Source organism: Bradyrhizobium sp. AUGA SZCCT0160, from assembly GCF_018130105.1.
In the GTDB taxonomy this organism is placed as follows: domain Bacteria; phylum Pseudomonadota; class Alphaproteobacteria; order Rhizobiales; family Xanthobacteraceae; genus Bradyrhizobium.
Genome location: NZ_JAFCMD010000014.1, coordinates 204,469 through 223,209 on the forward strand (window position 1 = coordinate 204,469; position 18,741 = coordinate 223,209).

Annotated in this window: 12 protein-coding genes; 5 read left to right on the forward strand and 7 right to left on the reverse strand. The window is 62.6% G+C overall.

Annotated features, from left to right (window positions below; all coding sequences use genetic code 11):
* Positions 1-151 precede the first annotated feature (151 nt).
* The gene (locus JQ558_RS22680; protein ID WP_212205249.1) at positions 152-1,324 is read left to right on the forward strand and encodes a M20 aminoacylase family protein; all 1,173 of its coding nucleotides are present in this window, start codon (positions 152-154) and stop codon (positions 1,322-1,324) included.
* Positions 1,325-2,058: 734 nt separating this feature from the next.
* On the opposite strand, the gene JQ558_RS22685 is transcribed toward JQ558_RS22680, so the two are convergent.
* The 4 genes from JQ558_RS22685 to JQ558_RS22700 all read right to left on the reverse strand — a co-directional run bounded on the left by JQ558_RS22685 (position 2,059) and on the right by JQ558_RS22700 (position 7,489).
* Positions 2,059-3,681 (reverse strand): inorganic phosphate transporter, encoded by a 1,623-nt coding sequence (locus JQ558_RS22685; protein WP_212295169.1) that lies wholly within the window; start codon positions 3,679-3,681, stop codon positions 2,059-2,061.
* 119 nt (positions 3,682-3,800) lie between these two features.
* The gene (locus JQ558_RS22690; protein ID WP_212205251.1) at positions 3,801-4,442 is read right to left on the reverse strand and encodes a GNAT family N-acetyltransferase; all 642 of its coding nucleotides are present in this window, start codon (positions 4,440-4,442) and stop codon (positions 3,801-3,803) included.
* Between the two features lie 244 nt (positions 4,443-4,686).
* Positions 4,687-6,123, reverse strand: coding sequence for a UdgX family uracil-DNA binding protein (locus JQ558_RS22695; protein WP_212295171.1), 1,437 nt, complete (start codon positions 6,121-6,123; stop codon positions 4,687-4,689).
* 115 nt (positions 6,124-6,238) lie between these two features.
* Positions 6,239-7,489: a putative DNA modification/repair radical SAM protein gene (locus JQ558_RS22700; protein WP_212295173.1), complete on the reverse strand. Its 1,251-nt coding sequence runs from the start codon at positions 7,487-7,489 to the stop codon at positions 6,239-6,241.
* Between the two features lie 163 nt (positions 7,490-7,652).
* Here JQ558_RS22700 and JQ558_RS22705 point away from each other — a divergent pair, with 163 nt between their 5' ends.
* The 4 genes from JQ558_RS22705 to JQ558_RS22720 all read left to right on the forward strand — a co-directional run bounded on the left by JQ558_RS22705 (position 7,653) and on the right by JQ558_RS22720 (position 14,995).
* A complete protein-coding gene (locus JQ558_RS22705) occupies positions 7,653-8,447 on the forward strand; it encodes an ImuA family protein (RefSeq protein WP_212295175.1) in 795 nt (264 codons plus the stop codon).
* Positions 8,338-10,092: a Y-family DNA polymerase gene (locus JQ558_RS22710; protein WP_409410565.1), complete on the forward strand. Its 1,755-nt coding sequence runs from the start codon at positions 8,338-8,340 to the stop codon at positions 10,090-10,092. The genes JQ558_RS22705 and JQ558_RS22710 overlap by 110 nt, the downstream gene beginning before the upstream one ends.
* Positions 10,089-13,544, forward strand: a complete 3,456-nt coding sequence (locus JQ558_RS22715; protein ID WP_212295179.1) for an error-prone DNA polymerase — start codon at positions 10,089-10,091, stop codon at positions 13,542-13,544. The genes JQ558_RS22710 and JQ558_RS22715 overlap by 4 nt, the downstream gene beginning before the upstream one ends.
* A gap of 347 nt (positions 13,545-13,891) precedes the next feature.
* Complete coding sequence (locus JQ558_RS22720) at positions 13,892-14,995, forward strand: helix-turn-helix transcriptional regulator (protein ID WP_212205261.1); 1,104 nt, start codon at positions 13,892-13,894, stop codon at positions 14,993-14,995.
* Between the two features lie 193 nt (positions 14,996-15,188).
* On the opposite strand, the gene JQ558_RS22725 is transcribed toward JQ558_RS22720, so the two are convergent.
* The 3 genes from JQ558_RS22725 to JQ558_RS22735 form a co-directional block, all read right to left on the reverse strand.
* Positions 15,189-15,371: a hypothetical protein gene (locus JQ558_RS22725; RefSeq protein ID WP_212295181.1), complete on the reverse strand. Its 183-nt coding sequence runs from the start codon at positions 15,369-15,371 to the stop codon at positions 15,189-15,191.
* Positions 15,372-15,492: 121 nt separating this feature from the next.
* A complete protein-coding gene (locus JQ558_RS22730) occupies positions 15,493-17,010 on the reverse strand; it encodes an ABC-F family ATP-binding cassette domain-containing protein (RefSeq protein ID WP_212295183.1) in 1,518 nt (505 codons plus the stop codon).
* Between the two features lie 375 nt (positions 17,011-17,385).
* Positions 17,386-18,156 carry an SDR family NAD(P)-dependent oxidoreductase gene (locus JQ558_RS22735; protein WP_212295185.1) on the reverse strand — a complete coding sequence of 257 codons (771 nt, stop codon included), beginning with the start codon at positions 18,154-18,156 and terminating at the stop codon, positions 17,386-17,388.
* Between the last annotated feature and the right edge of the window lie 585 nt (positions 18,157-18,741).

The following is an 18,741-nucleotide window of genomic DNA, read 5'->3' on the forward strand; positions in this document are numbered from 1 at the left end:
ACGAACAGCGTTGTGGTCGGCAAGCCCGGCCCCGACCGGACCCCCTTGGCAAGCGCTCCGGATGGATAGGGCCTCTGCGGCAGAGGGGTGGGTGGAGCACGTCTTGCATGCTAGACAGGCAAGCGTTCAACCCGGAAGCAGAGAATTTGCAATGCCCATTGTCAATCGTGTCGCCGACCTTCAACCCGATATTCAGGCCTGGCGCCGCGATATCCATCAACACCCCGAATTGCTGTATGACGTGCACCGCACTGCGGCATTCGTGGCGGACCGGTTGCGCGAATTCGGCTGCGACGAGGTCACGACCGGCCTCGGCCGTACCGGTGTGGTCGGCGTCATCAAGGGCAAGAAGCCAGCCGGCAAGGGCGACATCAAGGTGATCGGGCTGCGCGCCGACATGGACGCGCTGCCGATCGAGGAGGCGACCAACCTGCCTTATGCCTCCAGGAATCCCGGCAAGATGCATGCCTGCGGCCATGACGGCCACACCGCGATGCTGTTAGGGGCCGCCCGCTATCTCGCCGAGACCCGCAATTTCGCCGGCGATGCGGTCGTGATCTTCCAGCCCGCCGAAGAGGGTGGCGCGGGCGCCGACGCGATGATCAAGGACGGCCTGATGGACCGTTTCGGCATCGAGCAGGTCTTCGGCATGCACAATGGTCCGGGCATTCCGGTCGGCAGCTTCGCCATTCGCACCGGCCCGATCATGGCGGCGACCGATGAACTCGACATCAAAATCACCGGGCTTGGCGGCCACGCGGCACGCCCACACATCTGCATCGATTCCGTGCTGGTAGGCGCACAGGTGGTCACCGCGCTGCAGTCGATCGTGTCGCGCAGCATCGATCCGCTGGAGTCGGCGGTGATTTCGGTCTGCGAGTTCCAGGCTGGCCACGCCCGCAACGTGATTCCGCAAACCGCCGAATTACGCGGCACGATCAGGACGTTGACTCCGGAAGTTCGTGCATTGGTCGAGAAGCGCGTGCACGAGGTGGTCGCTGGCGTGGCGCAGATCACCGGCGCCAAGATCGACCTCACCTACAAGCGTGGTTATCCCGTGACGGTGAACCATGCTTCGCAAACCGAGTTCGCCACGCGGATCGCGAGGGAGATCGCGGGCGAGGCCAATGTGCATGAGACCCCGCCGCTGATGGGCGCGGAGGACTTTTCCTACATGCTGGAAGCGCGGCCGGGCGCGTTCATCTTCTGCGGCAATGGCGATACCGCGGGCCTGCATCACCCCGAATACAATTTCAACGACGAGGCGATCGTCCACGGCACGTCGTACTGGATCAAGCTGGTGGAGAACGCGATGCCGGCGTGACGGCCAACGGCTTGATGATGTTTCGCAAGAACTTGAGAGAACGCCTGCATGTCCATGCAGGCGTTTTGTTTTTTGGCGAAATGATTGAGGGGAGACGAAGGAGATACTGGTTCGCGTGAAACATGACGCGGTATGAAATCGCGAGCTTCGGTTCAGCTTGAACCGATCATGCCCGAATTTCCTTACGCGTTGGTTTAGCGGCTGGAGTGGATTGGTCCGGCGCCGGATTGCCCGCCAGCCCCTTCGGGAAATTGGGCTTTCTAGGGACCGACGGTTCTGCACTTGATCGTTTGAGTTTCGGCGCTGCTGGAATTCGCAGGCCGAAACCCCCGGCCATGCTGTGGCAGCCCGTAGGGCTGGAAAACCAATCCTCCGGAGCGCATAATTGAAGGATACTTCAAAAGGCTCCCGGTATGACGAACTACCCCAGAGGGATGTTTCTCTACGATGAGAAGCTCGTCATGGTGCGCTACGAAAGGAGCTCCATGATCCTGCCCAAGGATCAATATGAGGAGCGGTCTTACTTGCCCAAGATCGTCGATCTGCCGAGTCGGAACGATTGGCTAAAGCAATTTGGCCCAGATGGTGAATACACTGACTCCCAAGCGGAGTAATAGGCGCCATTCTTCAAACTGACCTGGATTTTGCAGCACGCAAAAAAAGCCCGCGCCGGAGGCGCGGGCTTTTCTATTGCGTTGCAGCGGAAAAACAGGCCGCTGACGTCTCTCGTGTCGTCAGAAAATATACGAGAACAGCACGTAGAGGCTGGCCGACAGCATGATCGCGGCCGGCAGCGTCAGCACCCAGGCCATCAGTAGGTTGCGGATGGTGGCTAGCTGCAGGCCGGAACCGTTAGCCGCCATTGTTCCGGCGACACCCGACGACAGCACGTGGGTGGTCGAGACCGGCAGGCCGAAGATGTCGGCGGCGCCGATGGTGCCGGCGGCAACGAGTTCGGCGGAGGCGCCCTGCGCGTAGGTCAGGTGGGTCTTGCCGATCTTTTCGCCGACGGTGATGACGATGCGCTTCCAGCCGATCATGGTGCCGAGGCCGAGCGCGATCGCGACCGCGATCTTGACCCAGGTCGGGATGAACTTGGTGGCGCTGTCGAGCGAGGCCTTGTAGGCGTTGAGGGTGGCGACCTCTTCCTTCTTGAGGTCGTTTTCCTTGTCCTTCATCAAAAAGCGGATCGCTTCCGAGGTCAGGTACATGTCGTTACGGGTGTTGCCGACGGCTTCAGCCGGCACCTTGTTGAGCGAGCCGTATTTCTGCACCTGGTCGCCGACATCCTTCACCAGCGCGGCCAGCGACGGGTAAGTGCCTTCGCTGATCTTGCGTGCGGCGACATATTGCGTCACCGCCGGGCGGGGATCGCCGATGATGCTGTGGCCGGCGCCCTTGGCGGCGATCACCTTCGAGGCCGCCTCGGAGGTCTTCTGGAACTGGACGATCTGCGATTCCGGCAGCGCGCGGTTCAGCGCGTAGGCGGTCGGCACGGTGCCGATCAGGATCAGCATGATCAGGCCCATGCCCTTCTGGCCGTCGTTCGAGCCATGCGCGAAGCTGACGCCGGTACAGGTGGCGATCAGGATGCTGCGGATCCACAGCGGCGGCGGCTTGTTGCCTTCGGGTGCCGAATAGAGCGCGGGGTTGCGCACGATGAACTTCAGGACCAGGAGCAGGATGGCGGCCATGCAGAAACCGAACAGCGGCGACAGCAGCAGCGCGTAACCGATTTCGGTGGCCTTGGTCCAGTCGACGCCCGAGGTGCCGTCGCGGCCGCGCATGACAGCGTTGGCGATGCCGACGCCGATGATCGAACCGATCAGGGTATGCGAAGAGGAAGCCGGCAGGCACAGCCACCAGGTGCCGAGGTTCCACACGATCGCGGCGATCAAGAGCGCGAACACCATCGCAAAGCCGGCGCTGCTTCCGACCTGCAGGATCAGTTCGACGGGCAGCAGCGAGACGATACCGAACGCGACCGCGCCCGAGGACAGCAGCACGCCGAGGAAGTTGAAGAAGCCCGACCACATCACGGCAAATTCGGCCGGCAGCGAGTGGGTGTAGATCACGGTCGCGACCGCATTGGCGGTATCGTGGAAGCCGTTGACGAACTCGAAACCGAGCGCGATCAAGAGCGCGATCAGCAGCAGGATGTAGGGCAGGTAGGTCGTCACCTTGGCGCCGGTGGCTTCGACGTCGACATAGATGCTGTAGACCACGAACAAGAACCCGGCAGCGAGAATGCCGAAAAACAGGATCATCGTGAGCGGATTGAAACCCTTGTCGAGATTGGGCCTCGAAGCCGGCTGGATCGGTGCCCCGATCGATGAATTGAGCGTCATATCGGTCATGGCAAACCCCCTGAAATACTAACGGCGGTTAATCTTTGACCGATGGAGTTGAAGCTTAGATGACAGGATGTCGCAGTGCGGATGGCTTGGCGCGATGCAGCGTTGCGCTGATGCGCGTGTCACAGGCGCGTTGCCCATTCCCTTCTCAGTATGGACATCAGGCGCATCGACCGGAACGTTCCGTCGGGGTCCCGGTGCAAATCGCGAACCACGCCTTCCTCGCTAAACCCGGTTTTGAGGTACGTCCGGTAGGCCCGTTCATTCTCAACGAATACAACGAGTTCGACGCGATGCGCTGCCACATCCTCGAAACAGATTTGCAGGACCGATCGCAGCAGGCCCGATCCGAGGCCGCGCCCGGGAGTTCCAACCGCGATGCGCCTGAGCCGCACGCATTGGTTGGCGCTTCCGATGCCCTGTAAAATGGCAAATCCGGCAATGTCCGTTTCATCGTGCGCCGCCAGATATCGGGACGACGGGTTTTCGATTTCAGCGGCGTGCTGTTCGGCGTCCCATCGGCCGACCAGGCGCACATAGCCTTCCACGCGTTCGATGCGCATGATGGCGGGGATGTCGGATTTACGCGCGGCTTGAATCTGCCGGCAGTTTGGCGTTGCCGCGCCTGCCGGGCAATGCTCAAGGCGAGAAGCTGCGAGCAGGGTCGATCGCCGCAAGAGATGATGGCCAAGATGATGGCAAAGACAGGTCGCGCGCTGCACGGCACCGGGGCTAGAGGAAACCGCACAGCGCGCCGACCCCATGGGAACGTCATGGCGTGAACAGGACGCCCCAACCCCTCCCCAAGAGAATGAGATAGTATCATCGATCAATTGAAGGTTGTACATTTATTTGTCAGTTTTCGAGGGGGCGGTAACGGGATTTTGCGGTTCCCCTATAGCCAGTTCCGATTGAATCGGAACTGGCTATAGATTCTTGGTTTGACGCGTTTTCTTGACGCGAGCCGAAATCCACTTCGCTGGAAAACGCTTTGGGATGCGGGAAAATTCAGGCAGCGTGCGCCGATTTTCGCAGCAAGGCTGCCGCGATTTTGAGATCGGCCACGAAGCGCTGATATTCCCGCGCCTTGGCGTCGGCGTCCGGCAGCCGCAGCAAATAGGACGGGTGCACGGTGACAAGCGCCGTCGTGCCGTCTTCGAGATCAATCAGGCGTCCGCGGCTTTTGTTGATCGGCGTGATTTTGCCGAACACGCTCTGCGCCGCGGTAGCGCCCATCGCCACCACCAAGGCCGGTTTGATGGCGGCGCGTTCGCGTTCGTACCATTGCCGGCAAGCCTTGATCTCGGGTGTGTTCGGTTTCTGGTGCAGGCGGATTTTTCCGCGCGGCACAAACTTGAAATGCTTCACGGCATTGGTGACGTAGACCTTTGAACGGTCGATGCCGGCCTCATCCAGCGCCCGGTCCAGCATCTGGCCGGCCGGGCCGACGAACGGCTTGCCCGCGAGATCTTCCTTGTCGCCGGGCTGTTCGCCGACCAGCATGACCTGGGCGGCTTGTGGGCCTTCGCCGAACACGGTTTGTGTGGCGTCCTTCCAGAGCGGGCAGGCGCGGCAATCGGCGGCTTCTTCCCGCAGGGTTTCGATGTCGTCGGCAGCCTGTTTGCGTTTCATCGGCGGTTCCTGCCGCTTCTGCGATTTATGCGGTTCGGTCGCAGCATGCGCGATCATGGCGCTGGCGGTACGTTCGGCATTTGCGATTAGAGGCTTAATCAACGAGGCCTCCGGCAGGTTCCGCCAATATCGCTTCGGCATTTCGGCCTGCATGGCCTTCACCTTCAGCCGGGCGGGATTGAAGATGCTGGCGTAGTAACGCCGCCAGGTTTCCTCGAGCCGATCTTCGGTCGGCGCCTCGGCCTTGGCTACCCCCGGCGTGATCGAGACGGCATGGCCGTCCCAATGCGCGCAGACGTCAGGCGTCAGGATCGACCACGGCATGTCGGCAAAGCGGCGGGCGAAGAACGGCGCTGCCAGTTCGACGATATGATGCTCCGGCTCGAACCAGGCGACGAAATGCGATTTCTGTTCGCGGCCGATTTCGCGGAAGCGGACGAAGGCGTGCATCTTGTGCTCGTCGCGATGTACGGCCTTCGCCATCGCGCTAACGCGTGCTACATCCAGATCGGTCGCGACGACAAGCAGGTCGTGGTTGCCGCGCAGCCGCCACAGCAGGCGATAGAGGATGGCAAAGCGTTCGCTGTTGCGATGAAGGATCGCGGCTTTCGCCAGCTCGACGAATTTGGCCGGGACGTTGAAAGTCGCATTTGGCGGGTCGGGGAGTGGGGTGGTCGATTCAAACAATCCAGGCGCGTCGCCTTGCACACGCCATGTCACGTCGGCCGGGCTTACGTCATTCAGCACCAGTGTTCGCGCTGCTTTGCGCCAGCCGTCAAAATCGGTTTCGTGCTCGAGGGTGATGGTGTGCATAAATGCCGCCTGTCTCCTTCGTCATGCCCGGGCTTGTCCCCGGGCATCCACGTCTTCCCTTGGTGCGGAGGAAAAGACGTGGATGGCCGGGACAAGCCCGGCCATGACGGTGTGTTTAGAATCCAAACCCCAATTGCGTCGCCTTCGGCCTGAAGCGCTCCGCCAGCTTCGCTCCGTCGAGCAGATGAGGCTGCGGGCGGTGATCACTGAGAACGATGAATGGCAGCGCCTTGTTCTTCGGGATGTGCAGCCGGGCGAGATCGGCCGCACGGATGGAAGTGACGCGGCGCGTGGCGATGATGCGGTCGACGGCCTTGCGGCCGAAGCCGGGCACCCGCAGCAGGTCCTCGCGGCTGGCGCGGTTTACATCGAGCGGAAAGCGCTCGCGGTGCCGCAATGCCCAGGCAAGTTTCGGATCGATATCGAGCGGCAGCATGCCGGCGCTTTCATCAACGATCTCGCCGACGTCGAAACCATAGAACCGCATCAACCAGTCGGCCTGATAAAGCCGGTGCTCCCTGACCAGCGGCGGAGCCGCCAGCGGCAACGCGCGGCTGGCATCCGGGATCGGGCTGAAGGCGGAATAATAGACGCGCTTGAGTTTGTAGGAGCCATAGAGATTGGCGCTGGTATGGAGAATGGTTTTGTCGTCGGCCGCATCCGCGCCGATGATCATCTGCGTGCTCTGCCCGGCCGGCGCGAAGCGCGGCGGCTTTGCCTTTGTTATGGTCTTGTCGTTGCTGCTGTTATTTTCTTGCGCCTCATCGAGCTTGAGCCGCAGCCGGCCCATGGTGCGGCGGATCGCGCGCACGTCCTTTTCCGGCGCGAGTTTGGCAAGGCTGGCTTCCTCGGGCACTTCGATGTTGATGCTGAGCCGGTCGGCATATTTGCCGGCCTCGGTGATCAGCGCATCATCGGCTTCCGGAATGGTTTTCAGATGGATGTAGCCGCGGAAGAGATGCTCCTCGCGCAGTTTTCGCGCGACGGACACCACTTGCTCCATGGTGTAGTCGGCACTGCGGATGATGCCGGAGGAGAGAAACAGGCCCTCGATGTAATTGCGTCGATAGAAGTCGATCGTCAGCTTCACGACTTCATCGACGGTGAAGCGCGCGCGCGGCACGTTCGAAGAGGTGCGGTTGACGCAATAAAGGCAATCGTAGTTGCAGGCATTGGTGAGCAGGACTTTGAGCAGCGAGATGCAGCGTCCGTCCGGCGCATAGGAATGGCAGATGCCCATGCCAGGCGCGGTCGAGCCGAGGCCCTTGCCGTCGCTGGAATCCCGCTTCTCGGTGCCGCTGGAGGCGCAGGAGGCGTCGTATTTGGCGGCATCAGCCAGGATTTCCAGCTTGCGTTGCACGTCCATTATTGAATCCCTTTGATTCCACTCATGAATCGCCTGGGTAGTATTCCCGATTGACTCCTTGGGCCCTGTTAGCTTTATATTAGAACATATCATGAACAAATGAGCCAGCAGCGGGTTCATTTCAAAACCAGCGATGGCCACGATTTCTTTAAGGGAACGGCGCATGACCGGCGCACGCCTAAACACGCTTGCGCGTTTGCGCGGCCGCATCGAACGCATCGAGGCGGGCGCGGATACGCACGCGCTTCATAAAGTGGCACTCGGCCATGCCGAGGCCGATGCGACGCTGTGCGGCGGCCTTGCCCGCGCCGCGGTGCATGAAGTCTTTGCCGAAGGACATCAGGGTGCGGCGGCGACGGGATTTATCGCGGGCCTTGCGGGACGGCTGACATCGCGCCGGCCGCTGGTCTGGGTGCGGCCGGATTTTTCGGAAATTGAATCCGGCGCGCTGTCGATGAGCGGGCTCGCCGAACTCGGCCTTGATCCGCGGCTGCTGGTCACCGTGCGCGCCGCCGATGCCGACGCGGCGCTACGGACCGCCGCCGACGCGCTGGCCTGCGATGCGCTCGGCGCCGTGGTGCTGGAAGTCTGGGGCGAGCCGCGCCAGCTCGATCTCGTCGCCAGCCGCAAACTGACATTGGCCGCGCAAGCCTCCGGCGTCACCGCATTGCTGTTGCGGCTGGCTGCTGTGCCGCAGCCCTCGACCGCGGAGACAAGGTGGATCGTGCGCGCGGCGCATTCGCCGCCCTCAGCTCCCTGGCATGCGTGGGGCGCGCCGGTGTTCGACGCCGAGCTCGTTCGTAACCGTCATGGCCCGGTCGGGCGTTGGATCATGGAATGGAAATGTGATGAGTGCCTTTTCAGCGAACCGGCGGCGAATCCTCAGCCTGTGGCTGCCACGCCTGCCCATCGACCGCATCAAGCGGCAGTTCAAAGCGTTTTCAGACGCAGCGCGTGAGCACGACTCTTGCAACACGACTGGTGCGCTCCCTCCCCCCTTGCGGGGGAGGGCAGGGGAGAGGGGTAAGCCACAAGCACCGCCGTCGCCGCCACCCCTCTCCCTAACCCTCCCCCGCAAGGGGGGAGGGAACACGACTGAGCCACCGGATAGTTTCGGTGCTCCTCACGTCGTCGTCGCCAAGCAAAACAACGCGCTGCAGATCTATGCGCTCGATGATCTTGCGGCGCGTTCCGGCCTCGAGATCGGCCTGCCGCTTGCCAATGCCCGCGCGATCTGTCCGGAATTGACGGTGTTCGATGCCGATCCGGTTGCGGACGCCAGGACGCTGGGCGATATCGCCGACTGGTGCGATCGCTTCACGCCGCTGGTGGCGCTCGATCCCCCGCACGGGCTCTATCTCGACATCACCGGCTGCGCCCATCTGTTCGGCGGCGAGCGCGCGCTGCTGCAGACCCTGTGCGGCGCGCTGACCCGCAGGGGTTTTGTCGTCAGCGCTGCTATTGCCGGCACCTCGATCTGCGCGCGAACGATGACGCGCCATGCGTCAGAGAAAATCATTGCCGATGGCGAGGAGGCTGACGCCGTCGGCCCGCTGCCGGTCTCGGCGCTCGGCGCCGATGCCGCCATCACCAGCGGCCTGCGCCGCGCCGGGCTGAAAACCATCGGCGATGTCGCCGCGCGCGGGCGCCACGAGATCACGGCGCGATTTGGCGCCGGCTTCACGACTTTGCTCGAACACGCGCTGGGGCAGGGCGATGCGCCGATCAGCCCGCGAAAACCCTTGCCGGATTACATCGTCGAAAAACGCTTTCCCGAGCCTGTTGCCACCGACACCGTGATCGCGATGAACTTGTCGGCGCTCGCGGGCATGCTGGTGTCAGCGATGGACAAGCAGGGCAAGGGCGCGCGGCGGCTGGAAGCGAGTTTCTTCCGCACCGACGGCGCAGTGCGCAACATTACGGTCGATACCGGACGTCCGGTGACGAAGCCTGTGGTGATCGACCGGCTGTTTCGCGAGCGGCTCGACGCCTTGAACGATCCGCTCGATCCCGGTTTCGGCTTTGACCTGATACGCCTCTCCGCCAGCCGCACCGAAATCGTGGTGCAGCAGCAGCGCGATCTCGACGCCAATGTCCACGACAATGACGAACTCGCCGCCCTGATCGACCGCATCGCCGCGCGGATCGGAGGAAAGCGCGTCGTCGTGCACCTGCCGCAGGACACCCATATCCCTGAAAGAGCGGTGCTGGCGGTATCGGCGCAGCACCATCTGGCCGCGGCGACACAGGCCGCCTGGCCCGAGCGGATCGTGACCGAGCCGCCGCTGCGGCCGCTGCGGCTGTTCGAGAGGCCCGAGCCCATCAACGTGCCGTTTGCGTCGGTGCCCGACGGGCCGCCGCATCAATTCACCTGGCGCCGCGTCACCCATGCGGTGGTGCGGGTGGAAGGCCCCGAACGCATCGCGATGGAATGGTGGAAGCAGAATGGCGAGGCGCTGACGCGGGATTATTTCCGGATCGAGGACGCGGAGGGATTGCGGTTCTGGATTTTTCGCGATGGGCTCTATGAAGGCGAACTCAGAAGCGACGAGGAGGGTGAACCCGTATCTCCCAAATGGTTCGTGCACGGGCTGTTCGCATGAACAGGCCTGCCTATGCCGAGATCGGCATCACCACGAACTTTTCGTTCCTGCGCGGCGGGTCCGATCCGCGCGCCTATGTGCATGAGGCGAGCCGGCTTGGTATTCCCGTGATCGGCATCGCCGATCACAACACGCTGGCCGGTGTGGTGCGCGCCTGGAAGGAGCTCGACAACCCGGAAGTGCTGCACAAGCCAAAGCTTCTGATCGGTTCGCGCATCGTCTTCGTGGACGGCACGCCGGATATTCTAGTCTATCCGCGCGACCGTGCCGCCTATGGCCGGCTGTGCCAGTTGCTTACCCGCGGCAAACGCGGCGGCGATACTGAGCGGATCGCCAAGGGCGAGTGTCATCTGAAACTGGATGACCTCCTGGAATTTTCCGAGGGCCAGCTCCTGGTGCTGACGTTGCCGCATCGCTTCGACTCGGCCGGCGCCTTGAAAATCCTGGACCGCCTGAAGGGTAGCCGCGCCGATGGCGTGTGGCTGGCCGCAAGCCTCCTGTACCGAGGCGACGACCGCCGCCGGCTGGCGCGGCTGCATCTGATCTCGCTGACATCAAAGGTACCGCTGCTGGCGACCAACGAGGTGCTGTATCACGATGCTGCGCGCCGCCCGCTGCAGGACGTGCTGACCTGCATCCGCGAGAAGACCACCATCGAGGCCGTCGGCAAGCGGCTCGAGGCCAATGCCGAACGTTATCTCAAGCCGCCGCAGGAAATGGCGCGGCTGTTTCGCGATCTGCCGGACGCGATCGCCGAGACCATGCGCTTTGCCGGCCGTATCAATTTCTCGCTTGACCAGCTCAAGTACCAATATCCGGACGAGCCGGTACCGCCCGGGAAAACCGCGCAACAGCATCTGGAAGATCTGACATGGCAGGGTGTTATCAGTTATTTCGGCGGCGATATCGATGGCACGCTTCGCGCCACCTTGCGCAAGGAGCTGGCGCTGATCGCCGAGCTCAACTACGCGCATTATTTTCTCACCGTGCACGACATCGTCCATTATGCGCGCAGCCAGAACATCCTGTGCCAGGGCAGGGGATCGGCGGCGAATTCGGCGGTCTGCTATGTGCTCGGCATTACCTCGGTCGATCCGACCAAGGTCGATTTGTTGTTCGAGCGGTTCATTTCCAAGGAACGGCTGGAGCCGCCCGACATCGACGTCGACTTCGAACATTCGCGGCGCGAAGAGGTGATGCAATATGTCTACCGGCGCTACGGCCGCCACCGCGCCGCGATCATTGCCACCGTCATCCATTACCGGCCGCGCAGCGCGATCCGCGATGTCGGCAAGGCGCTGGGGCTGACGGAGGACGTCACCGCCGCGCTGGCCGATACGGTGTGGGGCAGCTGGGGCAAGGGCCTCAACGAGATGCAGGTCCGGCAGGCCGGGCTCGACCCTGCGAATACGATGATCGAGCTTGCGGTGGCGCTGGCGACCGAACTGATCGAATTCCCAAGGCATCTGTCGCAGCATGTCGGCGGCTATGTGCTGACGCAGGATCGGCTCGATACCTATGTGCCGATCGGCAACGCCGCGATGGACGACCGCACCTTCATCGAATGGGACAAGGACGACGTCGACGCCCTGCACATGATGAAGGTCGACGTGCTGGCGCTGGGCATGCTGACCTGCATCCGCAAATGCTTTGATCTGATCGCCGATCACAAGGGTGAGCGATACGAGCTGGCCGATATCAAATCGGAGGACGACGACGCAGTTTATCAAATGCTGCAGCGGGGTGAATCGCTCGGCGTGTTCCAGGTCGAGAGCCGCGCCCAGATGAACATGCTGCCGCGTTTAAAACCGCGGACCTTCTACGACCTCGTCATCGAGGTCGCGATCGTGCGGCCCGGCCCGATCCAGGGCGACATGGTGCATCCCTATCTCAAGCGCCGAAAAATGCGGCCTGAGGATATCGAATATCCCTATCCAAAGGGCGGCAACAAGGATGAGTTGCGCAACGTGCTGCACAAGACGCTTGGCGTTCCCTTGTTCCAGGAACAGGCGATGCGTATCGCGATCGAGGCGGCGGAATTTACCTCCGAGGAAGCCAACGGATTGCGCCGCGCCATGGCAACGTTCCGCAATCTCGGAACCATCGGCAAATTCGAAGCCAAGATGGTCGGCAACATGATCCGCCGCGGCTACGATCCCGAGTTCGCCAATAATTGCTTCAACCAGATCAAGGGTTTTGGCTCTTACGGTTTTCCGGAAAGCCATGCCGCGAGTTTTGCGCAGCTTGTCTATGTCTCGTCATGGCTCAAGCATTACCATCCCGATGCGTTCTGCTGCGGGCTCTTGAACTCGCAGCCGATGGGTTTTTATGCGCCTGCGCAGATCGTCGGCGACGCCCGCAAGAACGGCGGCGAGGTGCGCGGGATCGACGTGTCCCACAGCTTTGCGCAGAACACGCTGGAAGAGGGCGAAGGAAAATATTGCGCCGTGCGGCTCGGGTTCCGCCAGATCGATGGTTTCAAATGGGCCGATCCCGATGAGGAAGGGTTGAGGGCTTCTCAGCTGTCATTCCGGGATGCGCCGTTAGGCGCAGGCCCGGAATCCATCGGGCAGCATTCGCGGAGCAAGATGGATTCCGGGCTCGCGCTACGCGCGCCCCCGAATGACGGTGGGACCGAAGACTGGGCCGACCGCATCATCGCCGCCCGCACGCGGCGCGCCTTCACCTCGCTGGAGGAATTCGCCCGCGACACCGCACTTCCAAAACGCGCGCTGATCCTGCTGGCGGATGCCGACGCGTTCCGCTCGCTCGGGCTCGACCGCCGCGCCGCGCTGTGGGCGGTACGCCGGCTGCCCGACGATGTGCCGCTGCCGCTGTTCGAGGCCGCAGTGGCGCGCGAGCAGCCGGACGAAAACGCCAAACCGCTGCCTGACATGCCGCTGCCGGAGCAGGTGGTTGCCGACTATCAGACCATCCGGCTGTCGCTGAAGGGCCATCCGATGGAATTCTTGCGCGCAAAGTTTTCAAAGGAGCGCATCGTGCCTTGCGAACATATCGCGCATCGCAACGACCGGCGTCATGCCCGCTGCGCCGGCGTGGTGCTGGTGCGGCAGCGTCCGGGCAGCGCCAAGGGCGTCGTCTTCATGACGCTGGAGGATGAAACCGGGATCGCCAACATCGTGGTGTGGCCGGCGGTGATGGAAAAGTACCGCAAGGAAGTGATGGGCGCGCGCCTGATCCTGGTCGAGGGCTACATCCAGAGCAGTCCGGAACACGTGACGCATCTGGTCGCGCAGCGGCTGTTCGACCGCTCGCACGATCTGATTGGTCTGGCCAACGATGCCCTCAGCCGCAAGCATCCGGTGCCGGCGGGCCCTGCGCTGATCGAACCGCTCAACGACGACCGCCGCGACCACCCCGATACACCGGCGCAAAAGATCCGCCATCCGCGCAACGTCCGCATCCTGCCGCCGTCGCGGGATTTTCATTGAGGTGCGGAGCCATGACACGCTTAAAACGGCACGCCTTAAAACGGCATGCCGCAAAAATGAAATGGCCGCTGGATGTGAATCCAGCGGCCGCCCGGGAAGAACAAAATTGATTGTTTAAGAATCCTCTAGCCCCCGGTGACCTTTAATTTAGCCGACGCGATGCGATGCTTCGAGTCAAAATTGGCCGGCCTGCTGCGAAAGCGCTGGTAACGTTACCTGCCGGTCTCACCCAAATGGGGGTGGCGTTGGAGGGTTCCTTGTCGGAACCTGCAGCGCAGAATCGTTGTCATGAACTCGTCTTGCACGCCGGTTTCGAAGCGCGTGGCTGAAGTGGCATAGGCTGACCAATGGGGACGAAGGTGGACGTTGGCCGGCTGCAGTCGATCAGCAACCGGCTCGGCGATGCAGTGATCGATCCTGCGATGTGGCCGGCCTTGATGCAGGACATCTGCAGCGCCAGCAACTCAGCGGCGGCATGCCTGCTTCAAAGCGACGTCAGGACGCCCGACGTGCCGATGACGGAGTCCGGGCGGGAGTTTTTCAAATCCTATTTCGACAATCGCTTCCACGAAAACGACATTCGCGCGTCGCGCGGCGTGCCGTTGTTGCTCGCGGGCCGTCAGATCGTCAGCGACCAGGACATCTTCAGCTCTGAACCGGAAATGCTTCGCGATCCCCTGTATGCGCATGCGAACAATTTCGGGCTGCGCTGGTTTGCGGTTATCGGATTTTTTGCAGGCTCCGCGTTGTGGGGTTTTTCCATCCAACGCACGATCGGTGAGGGCGCTTTTGACGAATCCGAAAAGGCGGCGCTTGCCGGCCTGTCCCAACGATTGACGGAGACCGCCACGCTTTCCACTGCGGTCGGAAGGGGCGTGCTGTCCGGCATCACCAATGCACTGGCCTTCATCAAGCGCGCCGCGATCGCGCTCGACCGGTTCGGATCGGTCGTCGACATCAATCCGCCGGCGGAAGCCGCGCTTGGTGGCGATATCAGGATCATCGGGCAGCGCCTCGTTCTCGGCGACAGGCGGGCGCAGGCGGCGTTCAATAATTTCCTCGACCGGCTGCGAACGGCATCCGACGTCGATGCGCTCGGCGTCGCGCCCATCGTGGTCCGCCGCGCCGGCAAGCCGCCGATCGTCGTCCGTGTGCTGCCGGTCGATGGCGCGGCGCGCAGTCCGTTTCTCGGGGCCCGCGCCATTCTCATCCTCTCCGGCTTCGACGAAGGCGAGGCCGAACAGTTGACGATGCTGCGCCAAGCCTTCCGCCTGACGCCATCGGAAGCGCGCATCACCCTGTGTCTGGCCGGCGGCAAGTCGCTGGAAGAAGTCGCGCAGGAAATGGGAGTAGCGCATGAAACCGCGCGCTCACATCTGAAGGCAATCTTCCGCAAGACCGATACCCACCGGCAAGGCGAGCTGATTGCGCTGGTCAGCCGCCTGCGATAAGGCGTTGACCAGACGCCGCCCGCGGGCAGCGATCCGCTGTTCCCGGCGCTGCGGCAGGCGAAGTCGCTGGTGATGGTGGTGGGGCCTTCGCGCCAGCAGGTCCCGCTTCGCGAACTCGGCGACAAGGCGGACAAGTTCGAGGGCCTGTGCCGGAAGCGCGGGTGCCGCCAGGCGAGGCGGCCTCATTCGTAACCTAGTGATAGGTGCCGAGCGTCGGCCGGGTCCAGATGTCCTGCATGATCCATCCGCCAACGGCGCGCTCCGCAAGCATCTTCGCTAGCCTGGAGTCCATCGCGCCGCCCACCACGATCTCGAGCTGCGCGTCGTCGATCAGGGCCGACTGGTCGTTGCGATCTGAATTCCTGGACCTCGTCATTGTCGTCTCCCGTTTTCGCTGCAGCGAGACCATTCCCGCCGTCCCTGATGACAGGGATACGACGGGTGCCGGGCTGCCACCGTGACGCGTGTCACACAGCAAACGGGCTGTCATGGCGGCGCTAACTGACCGCTGCAAACAGCCCTTCCGGTTCCTCCAGTTCGACCAGCTTCTTCTTGTCGATCAGCCAGAAACGATTGCCCACCGTCCGCACGAAGTTGCGGTCATGTGACACCAGCAGGCAGCTTGCCTGATGAACCATCAGTTCAGCCTCCAGTGCTTCCTGCCCCTCGATGTCAAGATGATTGGTGGGTTCATCGAGCAGATAGAAGTTTGGCTGGGCAAGCCGCAGCAACAGCATGCCCAGCCGCGCCTTCTGTCCGCCGGAAAGCTGGCCGATCGGGCGGCCCTGCATCTCGATCGAGAGGCCGGCACCTGCGAGCAAGGTGCGCGCACGCTGATCGCCGACATCGAAGCGGCGGATGATCGTGTGTGCCGGAGTGTCGGCATCAGCAAGACCGGCAAGCGCCTGATCGCAATAGCCGAGAACCAGCGACTGCGTGGCCTTGATGCCGGCGTGCACCGCGTCTCGATTTTCGATTGCCGCGCGCAGCATGGCGACGAACCGGGTCTTGCCTGCCCCGTTCAACCCGAGCAGCACGATCCGGTCTCCCTTGCAGATGAACTGCTTGCCGGTCCGAAACAGCAGCCTGCCATCCGGCGTCTCGACCGTGGCGTCGTCCAGCGTCACCATCACCTTGGCGTGGGTGCCGCGATTGGCGAGCCTGATGGTGCCTGCGGATCGTTCGAGATGCCCGGGCTTTGCGGCATCTTCCAGTTTCCCGGCCCGCTGCTTCAACTGCCTGGTTTTCGACAACAGCAGGTCGCTGCCGGAATTGATGCCGATGTTGCTCAGCTTCGCAGCTTGCTGGCGCAGCTGTTGGGCGGTCTTGAGGTCATGCTGATAGCGCCGCTCGTCGGAAGCGTCCACTTCACGGAGTGCGGCGCGTGCCCGCGTATAGGGCAATGAAAACAGCTGCGACTGCTCCGGCCGCAGGAACAGCGTCCGGTTCGTGGTCGCATCGAGGAAGGCGCGGTCGTGGCTGGATATGACGACGGGCATCTCGCGCGGCAGCGCGATCAGCCAGTTCTCAAGCTGGCTGATCCTGGTGAGGTCGAGATGATTGGTCGGCTCGTCGAGCAGCAGCACGTCGGCCTCCGTCATCAGCACGCGCGCGAGCATGGCAAGCCGCTGCCAGCCGCCGCTCAACTGCTTCAGCGGCCGCTGCCGCAGCGCCTCGGGCACGTCGAGCGATTCCAGGGCAACGTCGACCCGCCAGCGTTCGCTGAGCCGTTGTTCGGCGGAGAGCGCCTCGAGCACGGCGGCATAGAGGGGCGTCTCCATCAGGGCTTCCGGCACGTACTGCTCGACACAGCCGACCGTCAGCCCGCGCGATCGGGTGATCTCGCCCTCGCTCGCTTCCATGGTGCCTGCCATACAGCGCAGCAGGGTGGATTTTCCGCGACCGTTCGCGGCGACAAGCCCGATCCGGTCGCCGGGATTGACGACGAGGTTCAGCCGGGAAAACAGCGGCGCGCTCAGCGTCACGCCGAGATTGCGGATGGTAATAAGCGTCATGATCGTTCTCTGGTCTGCCGGCGATCGCGATATCCGGGGCACGCAGCCATCGTCGGATGTCGGTGTCAAAGCGCGGCGATGAATGAGAATGCGGCGCGAGCGTCAGGAACGCGCAACGCCGCATGGCCACGAAGGGCAGACCAGGAAGAAGTTCAGAAGTCTCTGGTCAGCCCTGCAAACGCATTTGCAGGGCGTTGACCGGGCCACGCTGGCGATAGTGCCGGAAGAACGTCATCATCGCGCGGCCCTCCTTTCAGGGTTGAGTGACGTCAAAATAACGCGCTCCGCACAGGAGAGCAAGCTAAAGTAGAGCAAGCCAAAGTCTCGCCGAGTCAGTTGTCGAGTCAATCCCGGCAACTGGCGATCGGTAACGTATCAGAAATTCACCCGGTTCGAGATCGCGCCATCGACGAGGAGGTTCGACCCCGTCGTGAATGACGACGCCGGGCTCGCCAGGAACACGGCGGCATTGGCGATTTCCTGCGGCGTCGCCATGCGGCCGGTCGGGTTGCGCGTCAGCGCGTCCTGATAGCGCTTCGGCATGTTCTGCTCGATCATGTTCCAGACGCCGCCCTTGAAATAGACCGTGCCGGGCGACACCACGTTGACGCGGATTTTCTTCGACGCGTATTGCCGCGCCAGGCCCTTGGCCATGTGCACCAGCGCCGCCTTGATCGGACCGTAGGAGCTGGCGTTGTCGGCCTGTGCCGCCGAGACTGACGAAATGATCACAAAGGCGGCGTCGCCGCTCTTCTCGCCGCTCGCTTCGAGGAACGGCCGCGCGGCTTCGAACGCATTGACGGCGCCCAGCACGTCGAGCCGGAAATTCTGCTCCCAGGATGCGACATCGCCGCCCTGCGCCATGGCGCCGGCGTTGGAGAACAGCATGTCGATGCCGCCGAGTTCGGAAGCTGCGCCGCCGATCCATGATTTCAGCGCCGCCGCGTCGGTGATATCGACGGAAGCGCCGGTGGCCTTGACGCCCCGCGCTTTCAGTTCGGTAACGGCGCTTGCGACCTGATCGGCGTTACGCGCGCAAACCGCGACATTGCCGCCTTCGCCCGCCAACGTATCGGCGATCGCCCGCCCAATGCCGCGCGTGCCGCCGAGGATGACCGCGTTTCTTCCCTTCAAGCCCAGATCCATTTTGTTTTTCCTTTGTTGTCTCGCGATAGTGTAGCAGAACCGCAGGGCAGGCAAAGCGATCCTCACGCAAGGCGCAATGTCTCACAGCGTCCAGGTCTTCCCGGGGTCGTCGAAGCTTGATTTGGATGTCGTTCTCTCCTCGTCATTGCGAGCGCAGCGAAGCAATCCATGGCGCGCCCAGCCGAGGAATGGATTGCTTCGCTGCGCTCGCAATGACGGTTAAGTGCGGCAAAACGACCCGACGGGCAAATCACTTCCGGTTTCCAGAATCCATGTCAAGCCCAAAATAAAAGATATTTCTGTTTACCAGAAGGCAAATCAGGTGCATATGTTTGCCCATCCCGTCCTACTCAGAGGGCGTCGGCCGTCGTCACGGACGTTGGGCGGGTTGCGGTGGACGCTGGTTTACGCCTCGACGATGGCGTGGATAAGCGTACGGCAAAACCGTGTGGTCCTGGCACCCGTTGCAGGTGTCAAGCTGTCGGGTAGGCGAGAGCTGAACGGCAGCGACGGAGTCAACCAAGAACTCGTCTCCGGGGAGAGCACGGCATAAGCCGTAAAGCCATTGCGCAGGGAAGGCCGGGT

Bases quoted from the DNA above. Each gene is read 5' to 3' on its own strand.
- JQ558_RS22690 (WP_212205251.1), bottom strand. From the start codon at position 4,442: ATGGGGTCGGCGCGCTGTGCGGTTTCCTCTAGCCCCGGTGCCGTGCAG.
- JQ558_RS22700 (WP_212295173.1), bottom strand. From the start codon at position 7,489: ATGGACGTGCAACGCAAGCTGGAAATCCTGGCTGATGCCGCCAAATAC.
- JQ558_RS22715 (WP_212295179.1), top strand. From the start codon at position 10,089: ATGAACAGGCCTGCCTATGCCGAGATCGGCATCACCACGAACTTTTCG.
- JQ558_RS22705 (WP_212295175.1), top strand. From the start codon at position 7,653: ATGACCGGCGCACGCCTAAACACGCTTGCGCGTTTGCGCGGCCGCATC.
- JQ558_RS22735 (WP_212295185.1), bottom strand. From the start codon at position 18,156: ATGGATCTGGGCTTGAAGGGAAGAAACGCGGTCATCCTCGGCGGCACG.
- JQ558_RS22685 (WP_212295169.1), bottom strand. From the start codon at position 3,681: ATGACCGATATGACGCTCAATTCATCGATCGGGGCACCGATCCAGCCG.
- JQ558_RS22710 (WP_409410565.1), top strand. From the start codon at position 8,338: ATGAGTGCCTTTTCAGCGAACCGGCGGCGAATCCTCAGCCTGTGGCTG.
- JQ558_RS22680 (WP_212205249.1), top strand. From the start codon at position 152: ATGCCCATTGTCAATCGTGTCGCCGACCTTCAACCCGATATTCAGGCC.
- JQ558_RS22720 (WP_212205261.1), top strand. From the start codon at position 13,892: ATGGGGACGAAGGTGGACGTTGGCCGGCTGCAGTCGATCAGCAACCGG.
- JQ558_RS22730 (WP_212295183.1), bottom strand. From the start codon at position 17,010: ATGACGCTTATTACCATCCGCAATCTCGGCGTGACGCTGAGCGCGCCG.
- JQ558_RS22695 (WP_212295171.1), bottom strand. From the start codon at position 6,123: ATGCACACCATCACCCTCGAGCACGAAACCGATTTTGACGGCTGGCGC.
- JQ558_RS22725 (WP_212295181.1), bottom strand. From the start codon at position 15,371: ATGACGAGGTCCAGGAATTCAGATCGCAACGACCAGTCGGCCCTGATC.